16 protein-coding genes are annotated in these 14,678 nt (G+C 65.4%); all 16 read right to left on the bottom strand.

The features are described from left to right. Nucleotides 1–29 precede the first annotated feature (29 nt). The gene (locus ACUTAG_RS20190; RefSeq protein WP_041855054.1) at nt 30–947 is read right to left on the bottom strand and encodes a DUF3577 domain-containing protein; all 918 of its coding nucleotides are present in this window, start codon (nt 945–947) and stop codon (nt 30–32) included. A 365-nt stretch (nt 948–1,312) separates the two neighbouring features. Continuing rightward, a complete protein-coding gene (locus tag ACUTAG_RS20185; RefSeq protein ID WP_011804748.1) occupies nt 1,313–1,666 on the bottom strand; it encodes a DUF3085 domain-containing protein in 354 nt (117 codons plus the stop codon). Nucleotides 1,667–1,745: 79 nt separating this feature from the next. Then, on the bottom strand, nt 1,746–1,967 hold the full coding sequence (locus ACUTAG_RS20180) for a hypothetical protein (RefSeq protein ID WP_011347584.1): 222 nt from the start codon (nt 1,965–1,967) through the stop codon (nt 1,746–1,748). Next, the gene (locus ACUTAG_RS20175; RefSeq protein WP_011347585.1) at nt 1,964–2,776 is read right to left on the bottom strand and encodes a hypothetical protein; all 813 of its coding nucleotides are present in this window, start codon (nt 2,774–2,776) and stop codon (nt 1,964–1,966) included. Before ACUTAG_RS20175 ends, ACUTAG_RS20180 begins: the two co-directional genes overlap by 4 nt. 282 nt (nt 2,777–3,058) lie before the next feature. Beyond that, the gene (locus ACUTAG_RS20170; protein ID WP_011347586.1) at nt 3,059–3,337 is read right to left on the bottom strand and encodes a hypothetical protein; all 279 of its coding nucleotides are present in this window, start codon (nt 3,335–3,337) and stop codon (nt 3,059–3,061) included. Between the two features lie 97 nt (nt 3,338–3,434). Continuing rightward, nucleotides 3,435–4,172 (bottom strand): DUF5983 family protein, encoded by a 738-nt coding sequence (locus ACUTAG_RS20165; RefSeq protein WP_011347587.1) that lies wholly within the window; start codon nt 4,170–4,172, stop codon nt 3,435–3,437. 79 nt (nt 4,173–4,251) lie between these two features. After that, a complete protein-coding gene (locus ACUTAG_RS20160; protein ID WP_011347588.1) occupies nt 4,252–4,938 on the bottom strand; it encodes a hypothetical protein in 687 nt (228 codons plus the stop codon). Between the two features lie 147 nt (nt 4,939–5,085). Further along, on the bottom strand, nt 5,086–5,478 hold the full coding sequence (locus ACUTAG_RS20155; RefSeq protein ID WP_003290188.1) for a hypothetical protein: 393 nt from the start codon (nt 5,476–5,478) through the stop codon (nt 5,086–5,088). A gap of 21 nt (nt 5,479–5,499) precedes the next feature. Further along, entirely contained in the window at nt 5,500–5,712 is a 213-nt protein-coding gene (locus tag ACUTAG_RS20150; RefSeq protein WP_003290186.1) for a hypothetical protein, read from the bottom strand. 332 nt (nt 5,713–6,044) lie between these two features. After that, nucleotides 6,045–6,602, bottom strand: coding sequence for a hypothetical protein (locus ACUTAG_RS20145; RefSeq protein WP_041855055.1), 558 nt, complete (start codon nt 6,600–6,602; stop codon nt 6,045–6,047). Nucleotides 6,603–6,845: 243 nt separating this feature from the next. After that, complete coding sequence (locus ACUTAG_RS20140; protein ID WP_011347591.1) at nt 6,846–8,462, bottom strand: DNA cytosine methyltransferase; 1,617 nt, start codon at nt 8,460–8,462, stop codon at nt 6,846–6,848. 533 nt (nt 8,463–8,995) lie between these two features. Beyond that, nucleotides 8,996–11,008, bottom strand: a complete 2,013-nt coding sequence (locus ACUTAG_RS20135; RefSeq protein WP_011347592.1) for a DNA topoisomerase III — start codon at nt 11,006–11,008, stop codon at nt 8,996–8,998. 273 nt (nt 11,009–11,281) lie between these two features. Continuing rightward, nucleotides 11,282–11,734 carry a single-stranded DNA-binding protein gene (locus ACUTAG_RS20130; RefSeq protein ID WP_010894248.1) on the bottom strand — a complete coding sequence of 151 codons (453 nt, stop codon included), beginning with the start codon at nt 11,732–11,734 and terminating at the stop codon, nt 11,282–11,284. Between the two features lie 73 nt (nt 11,735–11,807). Next, nucleotides 11,808–12,335, bottom strand: a complete 528-nt coding sequence (locus tag ACUTAG_RS20125) for a DUF3158 family protein (protein ID WP_011347593.1) — start codon at nt 12,333–12,335, stop codon at nt 11,808–11,810. Next, nucleotides 12,332–13,114: a PFL_4669 family integrating conjugative element protein gene (locus ACUTAG_RS20120; RefSeq protein ID WP_011347594.1), complete on the bottom strand. Its 783-nt coding sequence runs from the start codon at nt 13,112–13,114 to the stop codon at nt 12,332–12,334. The genes ACUTAG_RS20125 and ACUTAG_RS20120 overlap by 4 nt, the downstream gene beginning before the upstream one ends. A gap of 316 nt (nt 13,115–13,430) precedes the next feature. After that, on the bottom strand, nt 13,431–14,678 hold the full coding sequence (locus ACUTAG_RS20115; protein ID WP_011347595.1) for an STY4528 family pathogenicity island replication protein: 1,248 nt from the start codon (nt 14,676–14,678) through the stop codon (nt 13,431–13,433).

Here is a 14,678-nt window from a genome sequence, read left to right as displayed (position 1 = left end):
GGCAAGGCCCCGTGAGGGGCCATGCCGGATCAGAACGAAGCAGCCAATGCCGGCTCCTGCTCCTCGACTTCACCTGCGGGCTCGCGCTCGGCGGGCTCGACAGGCTGGTCGGCAGCGGTTTCGGCGGCAACCTCGGCTTCGGGCGCGGGTGCGTCCTCGGCTTGCGGCGCCTCGGCTTGCGTCTGGCTCGTCGGATAGACCTGGGTGCCGTCGATCTTGATGAGACCGATGTGGACCAGCGTCGATTCCAGGCTCGCTCCCGGTTCCCCGGCGCGCTCGCCCTTGGTGCGGATGTACGGATCGATCTTCATGTCGTTCAGACGGAAGGCGATCAGCACCTTGCGGTCCCCTTCGATGGCCTGCACGCACCGGCGAACCAGGTGCTCGGCTTCAGGGGTGGCGACGATGGTGTCGAAGTACCGATATTCCGGTTCACCGACAGGTCCGGCCAGCGCCGCGACGCAGCACGACAGGAACGGATCGCCATCCTTGGGGGAGACGTCCTTCGGACGGCTGAGGTAGCCGATGCCGCGGGTGATCAGCTCGTGCTGCTTGATCGAAGCCAGTTCGGCCCGGTCAAGCGGCTCGGCCTTCAGCAGTCGCGCCTTCAGAGACGCGGCGGCCTGGCCTTTGTGCTCACCCTTGTCGCGGATGTACGCATCGCCCCAGAGGTCGCCGAGGCGAAAGCGCACCAGCGGCCGCTGCTTGGGATCGTCAACGCCGATGTAGCGCTCGACCAGTTTCTTGGCCTCGGCACCCGAGACCTTGACGTCGAAGTAGCGGTAGCTGGGGTCCTTGGCGGAACCGACCAGCGCGGCGATGGTGCATGCCAGGAAGGGCTGCGCACGGCGGCCGCCCCGGACGGGAACCTCGCGAGCACGCTGGATGTAGCCGATGCCCGAGGTGTGGAGGTCGAAATACGATTTCTCGTTGGACGTGGTGCTCATGGTGAATCTCCATAGGGATGAAGCGGAGACACACCGGCCCCACGCATGCGGGGAAAGGTGCGTAACCCCGCGGTGGGTTGATAAGGCGAAAGCATCCGCCACCAGGACTGGTGGCCGCTCGCGGATGGATGCGGTGCGAGCTGGCTCGGTCACGCAGTGGGAACTGCGCGGCAACCTCGAAGACCGATGGTTGCCTGGCATGTCGCTGACAACGTCAGCAGGCATGGGGTCAGCATGGCCGGGCCTCGCGCGCGCGGCAGCAATCAATCGGCATCCGGGCGTTTCCTTTTTTCCGGGTTGCCTGGTTCCGCCCAAAAGAAAGCCCCCAAACTGGGGGCTTCAAGGGGGACGGGGACATTTCTGGGCTACGCCCATTCCACCGCCGCCAGTGACAGATACGTCGAGGTGACGGTCAGCTCCAGATCGTCCGAGCTTTGCAGAATGCGGGTGAAAACGCGGTCCGTCGGGTCGAAGAACTCGCCGAAGTCGTCGCCACCCAGCTCGGCGCGCGCCAGTTCCCACCAGTCATCGAACGGGTCGGTATCCGGGTTGCAGCCGACGGCATAGGCCAGCAGCTTCACGCGGCCATCGGGGCGGCGCTCCCCGTGCTCGGCGAGGAAGTACACGCCTTGGTCCTTGGCGAGGACAATGCGGCATTGGTTGGCAATGGCCTCGGTCAGCACGGGGCGCATGTCGGAGCCTTTGAATCGCAGTGACATGGTTGATCTCCTGAAGAAAAAGGCCTTCCACCCGAATGGATGGAAGGCCTGTGGGACAAGTCGCCGGTGGGCTGCGGATTCAGCCGTAGTGCCGCAGGGCTTCCTGCCACGGAACGAAGCGCGCATCGCCACCAGTCGAGAACGGAAGGCGCAAGCGCCCGGTCTCTTCCGTCGAGAAGCGCGTCGCCTGGTCGAACGGAACCCAGCCGAACTCGTTGGACCAGAAGCCGGCACCATCGTTGCTGATGGCTGACTCGTTGGGCGAATGCACCACCCAGCAGTTGCTTGTCTCGCACGTCATGCCGCAACCGCCTGGCGTCGCCGGGTGGCCTTGGCGTCGATCACGCTCACGTCGATCAGGCGCCAGCGCCCGTCATCGATGAGCCGCTCCAGCACTTCGCCGAGCATGTCGAAATAGACCTCGTCATGCCGATCGACCAGTGCGCCGTCCCGATGCAGTTCCACCACGTAGGTGTCGCCGCCGCGGTCGTAGAGGATCGTCACTTGGCCCTCGAACTTCGCGGTCGAGACCGTGAAGCTGATCGCCGGAGGCGTCTCGATGATCTTGGACGGCTTGGGATCGACCCAGGTGAAGTCGCGGGCGCCCGCGTCGACCAGCATGTGGGTGATGCGCCGGAACCCGTCGGGCGCCGGCATTTCCTCCAACTGCTGGATGAGCTGGCCCAGTTCCATGCACTGCGGCTCGGGGATGGGAAGCTTGGCCGGCGCGGAGCCGAGGATGTGCGTCTTGATGGTGTAGGGTCTGCCATCTGACGTGTACTCGGTGCGCTCTTCCGGCGTGTCCGCGCGCAGGCCGTCGAAACGGCGCCGTGCGTAGGGCTGGACATGCACCTTGGCACCCTCGCTGGGAACGGTGGTGACCAGGTTGGGATCGAGCACCGCGAACTCGCTGGGCTTGAGCTTGACGACGATGGCGTCGTCGTTGGCCGCGACCACCTTGCCGTCGAAGGGCTGGGGATCGATGGCGAAGCCCAGCGTCGAGGACTGCGGCTGATCATCGAACACGCGGTACTTGAACGACCGCACGTTGCGGGGCACATGGCCTGCGACAAGCGAAGGCATCATGGATTTGATGAGGGAACGGTCCATGGGAATCTCCTTGAGGAAGAACAAGGGATTCCCCGCCCGCAAGGGAGAGGTCCCTTGTGGGTGGATGGACGCGGAGCGTCCGTAGGAAGAAACGACCAGCACGGTTTCCCGCGCTTGCAGCCTCGAAGGTCTCGGCTGCCTGGGCATGTGTCGGCAACGCCGACGAACATGGCGCAAGGATGGCCCTGGGCCGGGCTACTCGCCTGCATGAAATGGCATTTCGCCGCACCCGGTTTCCTGTGCTGCGGGCAAGAAAAAGCCCCTCGAAAGGGGCTGGTCGGGTCAGGCTTCGTACACGAAGTAGTGCTCGCGCTGACGCGGGAAGAAGACATGCTTCCACGTGTCGCCGTTGGTGTTGCCACCGTCGAAGACGACCATTTCGTAGTCGTCAATGTCGGTATCTACCAAGTCGGCGCTGGCGATATGGCGCATGTGCAGCGTGCCACGCATGCGCTCGAATACCAGGATCTGGCCGATGGCGTCGTCCTGGCTCATGGCATTGACGCAGGCTCCGAGTTGGTGCTCGAAGTCGGGTACGCGCGAGGTGAGTTCAGGGAACATGAGGGTGCTCCTATGAAAATGGACCAGCCCGGCTCCTGGCGAGGAGTCGGGCCGGCTTGGGGGAGACAAAGAGGAAGGCCGGTGCGTGGCGAGGCTGCTAGGACTCGACTAGCGGCAGGCCCAGCAGCACGGGAGCGTCGGCGTCGAGGATCAGGATGCGAACATCGGCCTGGCCAGCCAGTTCAAGGATGTTCGCCAAGTCGTCCGGCATGCCCTTGTTCCGGTGCTCTTGTCGAAGCTGCTCTGCGCTGATGCCCACGGCGTGCTCCAGGTTATGGTCCGTCCAGGGCGTGGAGATCAGCTTGACGCCGATCGCCGGGCTGTACGGAACCCGGAACGCGATGAACAGAAAGGCCTCCGGCGTGGCGAGGTCAGCCAGGTTGGCGAGGTACTGGCCGGTTTCCTGGCTGATGTGTGCGGTGCTGATTTCCCAGCAACGGCTGTAATAGCCGGTCTCGAAACTCAGGCGCTGCACGGCTTCCCGCGCGGCCTCTGCCGAATAGGTGTCACCGACGTGAACCGGGCGACCGTCGAAGTCCTCGCCATGGATGGCATAGACCACGGCACCGATCACGCCCTCGCCGCCGACGCCTTCACCGGCATCGCACTCGGCCAGCGCTTCGGCACCCAGGGGTTCGGGGCTGTTGCTGACCACCGCGACATCGCTGCTGACGATGCAGGAGGATGAAACCAGTTCCTCGTCGGAGAAGTGCTGTTGGCTCGGGTGGATGTTTCGCCAGACATGCGGGCTTCCGTCCTCGTAGCTGATGGACAGCGTGCGGACGATTTTCAGATTCCAGTAGCCGCGGAGAAAGGGATTAGGTTTCTGGGACATGGGAACTCTCCAGATTGAATAATGGAGCCAATTCCCGCCACCGGAAATTGGACCCGGTGGGTTGAAAATGGAAAATGCGTCAGGCGGCGCTGATCGTTGGCATCTGGGCCAGTCGGTCGGCGACGCGACGGCGCACATTCAGGCGGAACTGCTCGTCGTTGATGCCTGCGAGCAGGTTGGCGGCCTCCAGCGCGATCAACGCCGAGGCCTCTTCGATGTCGGCGGCCAGGATGGTCTTGCGTAGTTGGTCGCCGAGTTGGAGCGCTTGCGAGGACGTTCTGAAGACCTGCACCTCGCGGCTCAGGTAGCAGCCGTTGCCGCCGAACTCGAACAGCCTCGGCTTGCTGCAGTACCAACAACCCTCGAACTGGATAGCGGTCAGGCGATGGCCGTCATCGAAGCAGGAGGCGATCAGAAGCAAGGCATCCAGGTCGGCGCTGTCCTCGAACTGGTGGTGTTCGATCAGGTTCTCCAGCTCCGCGTCCTGCTCGGCACCGAAGTGAGAGGCCAGTCGTTCGAGCAGAGACGGAATCGACAACTCTTCGTCGTCGGGCATGGGGATGCCGAGTTGTACGGCCAGGTCTTCAAGACCGTCCAGCACATCCGTCCATTGCGGATCATTGTTCTCGGCGATTTGGGCGATATAGGCCGCCCCATTGCCGGGGTAGGTTTCGTCCAGCGCGAACGCGCTGAACAGCGCCTTGATGACGGGGGTAACACGCTCCAGAACGAGAACGCCCGTGCCTTCGTAGTAGTTGTTCGCCATGGTGGCTCCTTTCGAGAAAGCGGAGCCAGCCCATGCGGACGATGGCATCCGCAGGGTGATGAAGAAGAAATTGAGGGACATGGCCTTGTGGGCGCATGTCCCTCTCGGGGGGGGGGAACGAAAAGCAGTGGTGCGCCGGGGACCGGCTCACCAGCCGTTGTAGTTCACCAGCAGGTCAGCGATGACCTTGCGGCGTTGCAGATCGAGACCGTCGAAGTCCGACAGTCCGTTGAAGTGGCAGCGCTTGAGCATGGCACCGCCCTCGCGCGCGTTGTAGAAGCTGACCATGGCGGACAGGAACATGCGTTCCCCGCTGCTCAGGACGCCTAGGGCGTCGTTGAGCTGCAGCATGTTGGGACGCAGATCCCACTTGCTCTTGGCCTGGTTCAGACCTTCGCGGGTGCCGTCGCCGAACCATTCGGGGCCAGCGATCTCGACACCGCGCTTCCAGGCCTCGAAAAAAGCTTGGGGCGCGGCCGCGAAATGCTGTTCTTCCCGCATGATCTGATCGACGACTTCCCGTGGTAGAAGCTGGTTCATGACGTGATTCCTCCAGTTGGATCAGGGAATGGCGAGCTGGGACCAGCCGCCTCTTTCGAGGGCACGCTGGGCCGCGGCATAGCTGCGGAAGTACTCGCGGGATTCCCGCGAAACCGGGCCTTCGGTGTCGCGCGTGCCGATGTAGTGGCCGGCGGCGCTTTGCAGGACTTCAAGCGGCAGGAACTTGCCGCAGTAGGTCAGGGCCAGTTGGCCGAAAGAGGCTTGCTGGGACATGGACGGGCTCCTTGGAAAAGCGGGGCCTCGTCCCTCACGGGATGGCAGCTCCCGCACGCGGTTGATAAAAAGCATCGACGTCACGGGGACGCGCGTCCGCAGACCTGATGCGATGCGGACTGGTGGGCAACGCGGGAGAGACCCGCGGCAGCCTGGAACCCTGGCTGCTGGCATGTGCTGACGAATCAGCGAACATGCGGGCAGCTTCGTGTGCGGGCCGCTCTGCGTCAGTTGGAAAACGGTATCCGGCCCAGCCCCGATTGATGGGCACCGAAAAAAAAAGAAACCCCGCATCGAGTGCGGGGCTGTCAGGAGAGTGCGTCGGTGCTGTGTCAGTCGGGCTTGTCGCCCAGGACATGCTGCTTCCACAGCTCGAATGCCTGCTCGGGTGCAAGCTCGGCGAGGATGACGATGGGCTGGGCCTGCCGAGCGCGCAGCGAAGCGAAGTACGCCTTGCGGTCGGCGATGGCCTTGAGCTTGATGCCCTTGATGAACAGCAATTTGCCGTCCTTGATGAACAGCACCTTGTTGCCGATGTCGCGGTTGAACGCGGCTCGCATCTTGCGTTCCGCGTGCATGGCGTCAGCCAGTTCATCGACCAGGAAGTCGAGCGTCATGTCGATGTAGTGAGGGTCTTCGCCCTCCTGGCCGAGGTCGAGCGGCGCAGGCGGCAGGCCCTTGGCGAAGGCTTCGGCCTGCGCCAGCAGCGGTGCCTTGCCGTTGAGCGCGTGGAGGAAAGTCGAGCCGCCGTGGCCGTCGTTGCGGGCCTCGGCGATGGGAGTGCCGTCGAACACGACGGTGGCGCTGAAGCACATCGTTTCTTCGCTGGCGAAGTCGGCCACTTTGAGGTTCTTCAGCGTGATGCGGTCTTGCTTGGTGATGTTGTCCATGGGAAGTCCTGAAATCGACCGGGTGGCGACATGCCCCCGACGGGACGTGGCGGCCATCCCGTGGGTTGGAGAAAAGAGGCATCGATGCCCCGGTGGGCAGCGTTCGCCGGTGAGATGCCGAGGCGAACTGGTGGGTGGCGCGGGTGGAACCCGCGGCAGCCTTGACACCCTGGCTGCGGGCTGCTGCCGAACCATCGGCAATGCAGGAGGGAGAATGGCGCGGCCCGCAGGCTGCGTCGCCGATCAATCCGAAGCGGTTGAGCCCGTCTTGTGCAGGTACTGCACCAGGCGCTGGCCCAGCCATGCCATGCACGGGACAGCCATGGAGTTGCCGATCGCCTTGTAGCGTGGAGCGTCGGCGGCGGGCTTGCCGCGGTACGGGATCAGCGTGTAGTCGTCGGGCATACCTTGCAGCCGCTCGCACTCCACGGGCATCAACCGCCGCACACGCCAGTGCGACCAGTCGCCGGGGCCAGGGTCGTTCCAGTCGTAGCGGAAATGCGCCTCGAAGTCGGGAGCCAGGACATAGGGCTTGTCCGCACCGCCGCCGCTGGTGCGCAGTGCGCCCGCTACGGTGCCGCCCAGCTCGGCGGCAAGACCCTGCTCGCGGCCGCGCAGAGACACGCAGGCCACCATAGGCACGCCGTAGCCCGGCTTGCCGTTGGACAGCACGGTGCAAGCGACCTGGCCATGGCCCGACTCGAAGCGCACTTCACCGCGGTTGTTCTGCGCGAACGCGATGGCGGGCACGACCCCGGCGTTCGCATGGCTGTTGCGATGGCCGCCAGCGCGCAGCGTCGGCGTCAGGTCGAGCGTGGCATCCGCGCCGCTGCCCTGGGCGGTGAAGGCGATGATCGGAACGCCCTTGCCGGTGCCGTCCTCGCTGCTGCCCTTGCCGTTGTTGGCGGTGTCGAGGGTGTGGGCGATGCTGCCGGCGACCGACTGCACCATGAACGTCTCGGTGCGGATGTCGTGCTTGGGGCCAGCGGCCATCAGGCATGCCGCCACATCGACAGGGCCAATGCCGCCGCTGAATCCGAACGTCGTCGTGATCTTGCCGTAGGGCTGCTTCAGTCCTGCGAATCCTGCAAGTCCTGCGCATGCGCCTGCTGCTTCAGCACCCGGTCCAGCATCGTGGGCAGCTTCTTGCCACGGCGCGCGGCCCGCACAAGAATCCCCGAGCAGGCCTGCGCGCTCAAAAAGTACTTCTGCGGGATCGAGGTCATTTCCACCACTTGCCACAAGAAACACGCGCTTGCGGCGTTGGGCGACACCGAAATATTGAGCGTCGAGCACGCGCCAGGCGATGCGGCGGCGGGGTCCAGACACACAACCAGCGTGCGCCCACCGACCCCCTGGCGGCTGGAGCGCACGGCTTTCTCCGGCCAGTGCAGCGAGGAATTGACCGAAGGCATTGCAGCGGTCATTGAGCACGCCGGGGACGTTTTCCCAGACGAGTGTGGCCGCGGGGCGGCGGTCTTGGTGGCGGATTTGGTCGATGGCATTGGCAAGCTCCACATAGGCAAGGGAAAGGGCTCCGCGCGGGTCATCCAGCCCGCGACGGCTACCTGCAACGCTGAACGACTGGCACGGCGTGCCGCCGACCAGGATGTCGGGCGCCGGCACGGTGCCGGCGCGCACCTGGCGGGCGATCGCGGTCATGTCGCCCAGGTTGGGCACGCGGGGGTAACGGTGGGCGAGCACGGCGCTCGGGAACGGCTCGATCTCGGCGAACCACGCGGCTTCGAGGCCGATGGGCTGCCAGGCGAGGCTCACGGCCTCGATGCCGCTGCACACGCTGCCGTACAGCAGTGGCGCGGCCTGGGGCGCACCGCGTGGGGTGCGAGGTTGCGGGTTCATGGCGGGTCTCCTGTTCGTGTGGCCCTGGACCGTGTGGCCTGGCCGGACGTTGATTGGCAGGAGAAAGGCGCCGAAGGCCTTGCGGCCTTCGGCTCGGGAGGACGGAACCACCCGTGGGCTGTTGCAGGCCGGTCGTCGCTAGAACCGTCTGCTGTCAGCAATCGCACCCGGCGCATATCGTGGTTGGCGCCGGCATCTTCTGGCGCACATCCGCGCACAAAAGGAGCCCAGTTTTTCGCCGTTGGGCACGGCATCGAATACCGCTGACCACGAAGGGTCTCCGGGTGGCTCGCAGCCTGGCAAGCCATCGGGGGACCCTTCGCAGAGGCGGAAAAATGCAGATCAGCAGAACACGCCGGGAAACCCCGGACACGGTTCGCGGAGAAGCTACCTTCAGGCCCCGCGGCCGGGGGCGGCCGAGCGGGACGCGCACACGGACAAGAGAAGGCGTTGCGCGCTGGGCGTCCCGCAGGGCGTGCGGGACATGGGCCACGCCGCCGATGGCGGGCACGGCTCTCGGGGAGCGGGGTCGGTCAGGAGCCCTTGCGGCCGCTACTGCGCGGGCGCGAGGCACCGCGCTTGGACGTGCCGGAATCGACCGGCAGCGTGCCTTTGCAGTCGGGGTAGCGACTGCACGACCAGAAGGGGCCGGTCTTGCCGGTGCGCTGGCGCGTCGGTGCGCCGCACTGCGGGCAAGCGGGACCCTGGGGAACCTTGATGGACAGCGAGGTGCTGCCGTACTGCACGATCAGTTGCGAAATCCATGCGGCCTGCTTGCCGATGAACACATCCAGGGTGAGCTGTCCGGCCTCGATCATGTCGAGCGCCTGCTCCCACACGGCGGTGGTTCCGGGGTCGGCAATCGCCGCGGGCACAGCGTCGATCAGCGTGAATGCCGCATCCGATGCGCGAATGGAGCGTCCTTTCTTCACGAGATAGCCCCGCGTCAGCAGGCCGGTGATGATGTTGGCGCGCGTGGCTTCGGTGCCAATGCCCGTCGTGTCCTTCAACTTCTGCTTCAGGCGCGGGTCGGTCACGAAGCGCGCCACGCCTTTCATCGACTTGACCAGTTCGCCCTGCGTGTAGGGCTTCGGAGGCAGCGTCTTGAGCGCCTTGACTTCGGCCTCGGCCACTTGGCATGCCAGGCCCTCGCGCAGCGCGGGGAGTACCTGGCTGCGCGCGGTGGTTTCCCCGTCCTCGTCCGCTTGCGGCTCGGCCAGCACCAGGTGCCAACCCTGGGCGGCCACCTGCTTTCCGGTGGCCACCAGCTTCTGCTGGCCGCAGGACAGCTCGGCGATCGTGCGGTCGAACTCGTGGTGAGGGAGGAACTGCGCCAGGTAATGCGCGCGGATCAGCCAGTACACCGCCAGTTCCTTCTCGCTCATAGCCGAGAGGTTCGCGGGTTCCAAGGTGGGAATGATGCCGTGGTGCGCCGTCACTTTGCCGTCGTTCCAGGCGCGCGAGCGCTGGGAGCGGTCGAGCTGGCCCATGATCGGGCGCAGCGAGGGGTCGGTCTTGAGCAGGCTGTCCAGAACAGTCGGCACCTCGGCGAACATGCTTTCGGGCAGGTAGCCCGAATCGGAACGCGGGTACGTGGTGGCTTTATGGGTCTCATACAGGGCCTGGGCGATCTCCAGCGTCTCCTGCACATCCAGCCCAAGCTGCTTGGAACAAACCTCCTGAAGCGTTCCCAGGTCGAACAGCAGCGGTGGCCCTTCGCGCACGCGCTCGGTCTCGACTGACACGACCTGGGCGCTGCTCGCAGCGCGGATCTGCTGCGCGGCCTGCTGGGCGATAGGCTGCTGCAGGCAGCGGCCGGCATCGTCGGTGCAGCCATCGGGCGGAACCCACTGCGCGCTGAAAGCCTGTCCACCTGCGGACAGGGACACGTCGATGGCCCAGAACGGCACCGACTTGAAGGCCGCGATCTCGCGGTCGCGGTCCACGACGAGCTTCAAGGTCGGCGTCTGGACGCGACCGACGGACAGCACGCCGTCGTAGCCGGCCTGACGCCCGAGCACCGTGAACAACCGGCTGAGGTTCATGCCCACGAGCCAGTCGGCGCGTGAGCGCGCAAGCGCCGAGTAGTACATCGGCAGCGTGTCGGATGAGGGCCGCAACTTGCCGAGCGCGGTGCGGATCGACGCATCGTTGAGCGCCGACAACCATAGCCGCTCGATGGGGCCGCGGTAGCCGCACAGGTCGATGATCTCGCGGGCGATCAGCTCGCCCTCACGGTCGGCATCGGTGGCGATGACCAGATGGGTCGCCTTCGCCAGAAGCGCCTTGACGACCTTGAATTGCGTGGCGGTCTTCGGTTTGACCTCGACCCGCCACTGCTGCGGAACAATGGGCAACTGCTCCAGCGACCAGCGCTTGAGCGCCGCGTCATAGACCTCGGGAGCTGCCGCTTCTACGAGATGGCCGATGCACCAGGTAACGGTGACGCCAGAGCCGCTGAGACAGCCTTCACCGCGCTGCGTCGCGCCGAGAATCCGGCCAATGTCTTTGCCCTGGGAGGGCTTCTCGCACAAGAACAGCCGCATGTCCGTCCATCCGATTTCCGTGGTTCATTGAGTTGCTGGAATCGAGGATGCCGAGCACCACCAGGGGCAGCAGCAAACAAGCCGCATGCGGTGGCGACCACTTTCACGGGATGGAATGGCGGGGACGGGAGTGGCGTGCGGCCTGGGGTGTGCGGTTCGGGAGCCGCGGTTTTCGGGAGCGCGTGGAAGCCGGTGGACGTTGATGGAGCTATCCCCTGGGGATAGCTCGCGAGGGCGTGGGACGACGGACGACTGCCGCCGCCCCATGCTGCATCACTTCCTGCGCTTCGGCTCCTTCGGCGCGGCCGGTTCCTGGGCGGCTTGGGGATTCGGCTGCGTGTCCTGCGTGGTCTCCTGCTGCCTGGGGCTGAGGGTCACGGACTCGATGCGGAACGGCAGGATGCCGACGCTGCGCGCGTTGATCTGCCAAGTCTCGCGCGGCTGATCCTCGTTGTCCGTCCAGGGTTCGCGCTCCATGCGGCCGACGACCAGCACGCGCATGCCTTTCTGGTACAGGTCCTTCCAGTGCGCGGCATCGCGGTGCCAGATTTCCACCGGCGCCCAGAAGCCGCCGCGATCCTCGAAGTCGCCGCCCTTGGTGGGGACGGGGTTGTCGAAATACACGTTCAGCCGCAGCAGGCGCCGCGGTTCGTCGTTGCCGTTGGGGAACTCCCGGTACTCGGGGGGCGAACCGATGTTGCCCTCGCCAGAAAAATGCGTGCTCATGTTGCAATCTCCGTGGTGGTTGAAATACCCGCACCTGGTCGGCGACGGGCGCGTGCTGGGGTGCCCGGCGCGATCACCGATCGCGCAGTGCGGGTGGGGTGGACTTGAGCCGGCGCAGGTAGGCGTCTTCCGCCTCGGCGGCCTTGCTGGCGCACTCCTGGGCCTGCCTGCCCAAGGTGTGCAACAGGCTGATCTGCATGTTCAGCGTGATGCGTTGAAGCTCGATCGCGTGCAGGTCGGCCAGCAGGTTGACCGGCGTGCTGATGCTCGCCATCAGCTCCTGCCACAGGGCCACGCCCATGGCCGAGCGGTCGTGCCTGCGCCAGCGAAGGAACGTCGTTCCCGCGCCAGTTGCCTGCTGGGCCAGCTCCACGGGCAGCAGATGGAAGGGATGCCCGGCTGCCTGTTGCAGCACCTGTCGCTGCGCCAAGCCAATCAATTCGTCGCGCATGGCGAAGCACTGGCTGGCCCAGGCCTCCAAGTCCCCTTTACCTTTAAAGGGTTTTAAAAGGCCTTTTTGAGAGCCTGCGTGTTCCAGCCTCATGAAGGCGGTCTGTTGCAGGGGACGGAAGTAGCGGGTTTCGCGATTCGGGTCGCTCATGCCTGCTCGTCCTCGCCGGCTGTCGCTTCGGAGGCCTCGGTGGCGGCGGCTTCGTCACTGGCGGATGGTGCTGCGGCAGGACCGTCACCGCGCTGCTGCAGGCCACGGCGCACGATGGGCGGCGCGAACTTCGAGCGGCGCGTGCCTTCCAGCACGTCCTGCGGCAACTCGCCGAATTTCTCCAGCGCCGCCCGGGCTGCGGCGTTCTTCGCGGCGAAGTCGTCGCGGGTGCAGCCCGAGTAGCGGTACTGCTGGGCCAGCGAGAACAGGCTGCGCAGTGCATGGGCGCCTTCGTTGAGCCAGCGTTCGAGCGTCGAGCGATCGATCAGCGCAGTGTGGTGCGCGAGGATCAGCTTGCGGGCGATGTCGTCGTAGTCGGCGAGCAGATAAACGGCGGCAAAGCCGAGCTGCGCATTGACGAACAGCGGCAGCTTGACGGGCTGTACGTTGAGGTTCTCGCCCAGGGTGAGTGCCGGCGGCACGCTCGCGAGAGCCTGGTCCACCTGCTCGCGCAGCGATTGCAGCGTGGCCTTGGTCTGGTCGAGCTTGTCCTCGATGCGCAGCATCCAGAAGTCGCTGTACGGGTCGTCCTGCTCCGAGCCGCGCCGCATCTTGTTCATCTGGGCGATGTAGCCGTTCAGGCCGACGATGCCCGGTCGTCCCTCGGCGGCGGCGCGGCCGTGCCAGATGCGCGAGGCGTGGTGCGTGTGCAGCGTCAGCGACATCGCGCTGCGCAAGGAGCCGAGATTCAGTTGCAGGGGTTCGTTGGTGGTTGCCATGGTGTCCGCTCGTTGTTGGAAAAGAGCGGCCAGCTTCGGCAGGAAGCGGAAGGCAGTCAGTCAACAAACCGAAACCCGCCCGTCCCCGGTTCAGGGCGCGGCAGGTGCATGCGGCGCGAGCTATCCCCAGGGGATAGCTCCATGGAACGCCAAGGAACGCTGCAAACCCGGATCAGTGCGGACAAGGACGATCCCGCGGCAGGCGATCGGGGCTTGGCGTGCAGCGGTTCGACGTCGTAGCTGTCAGTGGAACTATCCCCTGGGGATAGTTCCACTGACAGCCACCGGCATCCACTTCACCGCCTTGCACGCCTGATTACTTGCTGGCGAGCAGATTGCGCAGTCGCTCGATGTGCAGCTTGGCGACTTCTGGCGGCACAGGCTTGCCCTGCGGCTGGGATGGTGGCGGTGCTGGTGGTGGCCGCTCATTGGGTGGAGCAGGTGCCGACGGCGCGTCTTTCTTGGCCCAGGCGTTGAACTCACCATGGATGGCCCGCTGGATGATGCCGAACAGATACCCCGCAGGATTGCGGATGCCGTGGCTGCTGCATCGCGTGGCCCATTCGTCCAGCACGGCCTGCCTCAGCGAGGCATCGACCTGCTGCAATGCCACCCTGGCGCCTGTCTGCTGCTCTGCCTTCAGTTCCGCGAAGCGCTTGGGCCATTGCAGATCGCCCAGCGCGCGCGCTTGCGCGGTAGTACGTACTTCATCAATACGACTACTACGTACTGTACGGGCCTGCTTCGGATTCCGAAGAGAGGCGTCTGGCGCGGGTTTCGGCCCTGCTTCGGATTCCGAAGTGGGGTCATCGGGATTCCGAAGAAGGCTCGTCGGCCCTTCTTCGGAATCGTGAGTGGCATCCTCATGTGGATAACTTTCGGTCGCCGTGATGCCTTGGCTGGCGAGGCGTTCGGCCAGGACCTGCAGCCGTGACGGCAGCGTGCGGCCGGACAGCAGCGGGTCTTCCGCGATTTCCTTGAGCGTGTTCAGGCCGACCATCTGGACGGCCTTGGCCGAGTGGCCGAGGGAATGGCTGACCAGCGCCAGGTAATCGGCGTCGAGCTGCATCGCTTCAAAGGGCGTCAGCGGCTCGTCGTGCAGGACATAGAGGTTGCCGAGGATGCGGCCGGTCTTGGGATCGCGGCGGCGCCGCACCAGGCTCAACCATCGGGTGAGGCGCAGCAGCGTCAGCGCTCGCGCCACGGTTTCGTGCGAGGCTTGCCCGGCGCACGGCATCGACGCCAGCCAGGGCCGAAGCTGTTCATACGTCGGGAACGCCGTCACGCCATCGTCGTTGAGCATCAGCCGGAAGACCTGCCAGGCGTTGCGCTCCAGCGGCGTCAGGCGACGGTCGAGGAACAGCCGTCGCGGTACGGTCTCGTGCCGGTTGCCGCTGAACAGGAAGGCATCGCCAGACGCCGGGCCCGTGGGCATCGCGACAGGCGTGGGTGTGGGCGGGGGCGCATCGGCGTTGGGCTTGGGCACAAGGTCTTTCAGCGCAGCGTCGAACAGGTCTGCGAGTGCGATGGGGCCACGACGTGGTGCGGTGTCGTCCACGGCCAT

This window comes from Achromobacter sp. CSND-B12, from assembly GCF_052906545.1.
Note: the sequence above shows the minus strand (reverse complement) of the source record. Positions and strands in the feature narration are given on the sequence as shown.

Bases quoted from the DNA above. Each gene is read 5' to 3' on its own strand.
- ACUTAG_RS20190 (WP_041855054.1), bottom strand. From the start codon at position 947: ATGAGCACCACGTCCAACGAGAAATCGTATTTCGACCTCCACACCTCG.
- ACUTAG_RS20185 (WP_011804748.1), bottom strand. From the start codon at position 1,666: ATGTCACTGCGATTCAAAGGCTCCGACATGCGCCCCGTGCTGACCGAG.
- ACUTAG_RS20180 (WP_011347584.1), bottom strand. From the start codon at position 1,967: ATGACGTGCGAGACAAGCAACTGCTGGGTGGTGCATTCGCCCAACGAG.
- ACUTAG_RS20175 (WP_011347585.1), bottom strand. From the start codon at position 2,776: ATGGACCGTTCCCTCATCAAATCCATGATGCCTTCGCTTGTCGCAGGC.
- ACUTAG_RS20170 (WP_011347586.1), bottom strand. From the start codon at position 3,337: ATGTTCCCTGAACTCACCTCGCGCGTACCCGACTTCGAGCACCAACTC.
- ACUTAG_RS20165 (WP_011347587.1), bottom strand. From the start codon at position 4,172: ATGTCCCAGAAACCTAATCCCTTTCTCCGCGGCTACTGGAATCTGAAA.
- ACUTAG_RS20160 (WP_011347588.1), bottom strand. From the start codon at position 4,938: ATGGCGAACAACTACTACGAAGGCACGGGCGTTCTCGTTCTGGAGCGT.
- ACUTAG_RS20155 (WP_003290188.1), bottom strand. From the start codon at position 5,478: ATGAACCAGCTTCTACCACGGGAAGTCGTCGATCAGATCATGCGGGAA.
- ACUTAG_RS20150 (WP_003290186.1), bottom strand. From the start codon at position 5,712: ATGTCCCAGCAAGCCTCTTTCGGCCAACTGGCCCTGACCTACTGCGGC.
- ACUTAG_RS20145 (WP_041855055.1), bottom strand. From the start codon at position 6,602: ATGGACAACATCACCAAGCAAGACCGCATCACGCTGAAGAACCTCAAA.
- ACUTAG_RS20140 (WP_011347591.1), bottom strand. From the start codon at position 8,462: ATGAACCCGCAACCTCGCACCCCACGCGGTGCGCCCCAGGCCGCGCCA.
- ACUTAG_RS20135 (WP_011347592.1), bottom strand. From the start codon at position 11,008: ATGCGGCTGTTCTTGTGCGAGAAGCCCTCCCAGGGCAAAGACATTGGC.
- ACUTAG_RS20130 (WP_010894248.1), bottom strand. From the start codon at position 11,734: ATGAGCACGCATTTTTCTGGCGAGGGCAACATCGGTTCGCCCCCCGAG.
- ACUTAG_RS20125 (WP_011347593.1), bottom strand. From the start codon at position 12,335: ATGAGCGACCCGAATCGCGAAACCCGCTACTTCCGTCCCCTGCAACAG.
- ACUTAG_RS20120 (WP_011347594.1), bottom strand. From the start codon at position 13,114: ATGGCAACCACCAACGAACCCCTGCAACTGAATCTCGGCTCCTTGCGC.
- ACUTAG_RS20115 (WP_011347595.1), bottom strand. From the start codon at position 14,678: ATGGCCGTGGACGACACCGCACCACGTCGTGGCCCCATCGCACTCGCA.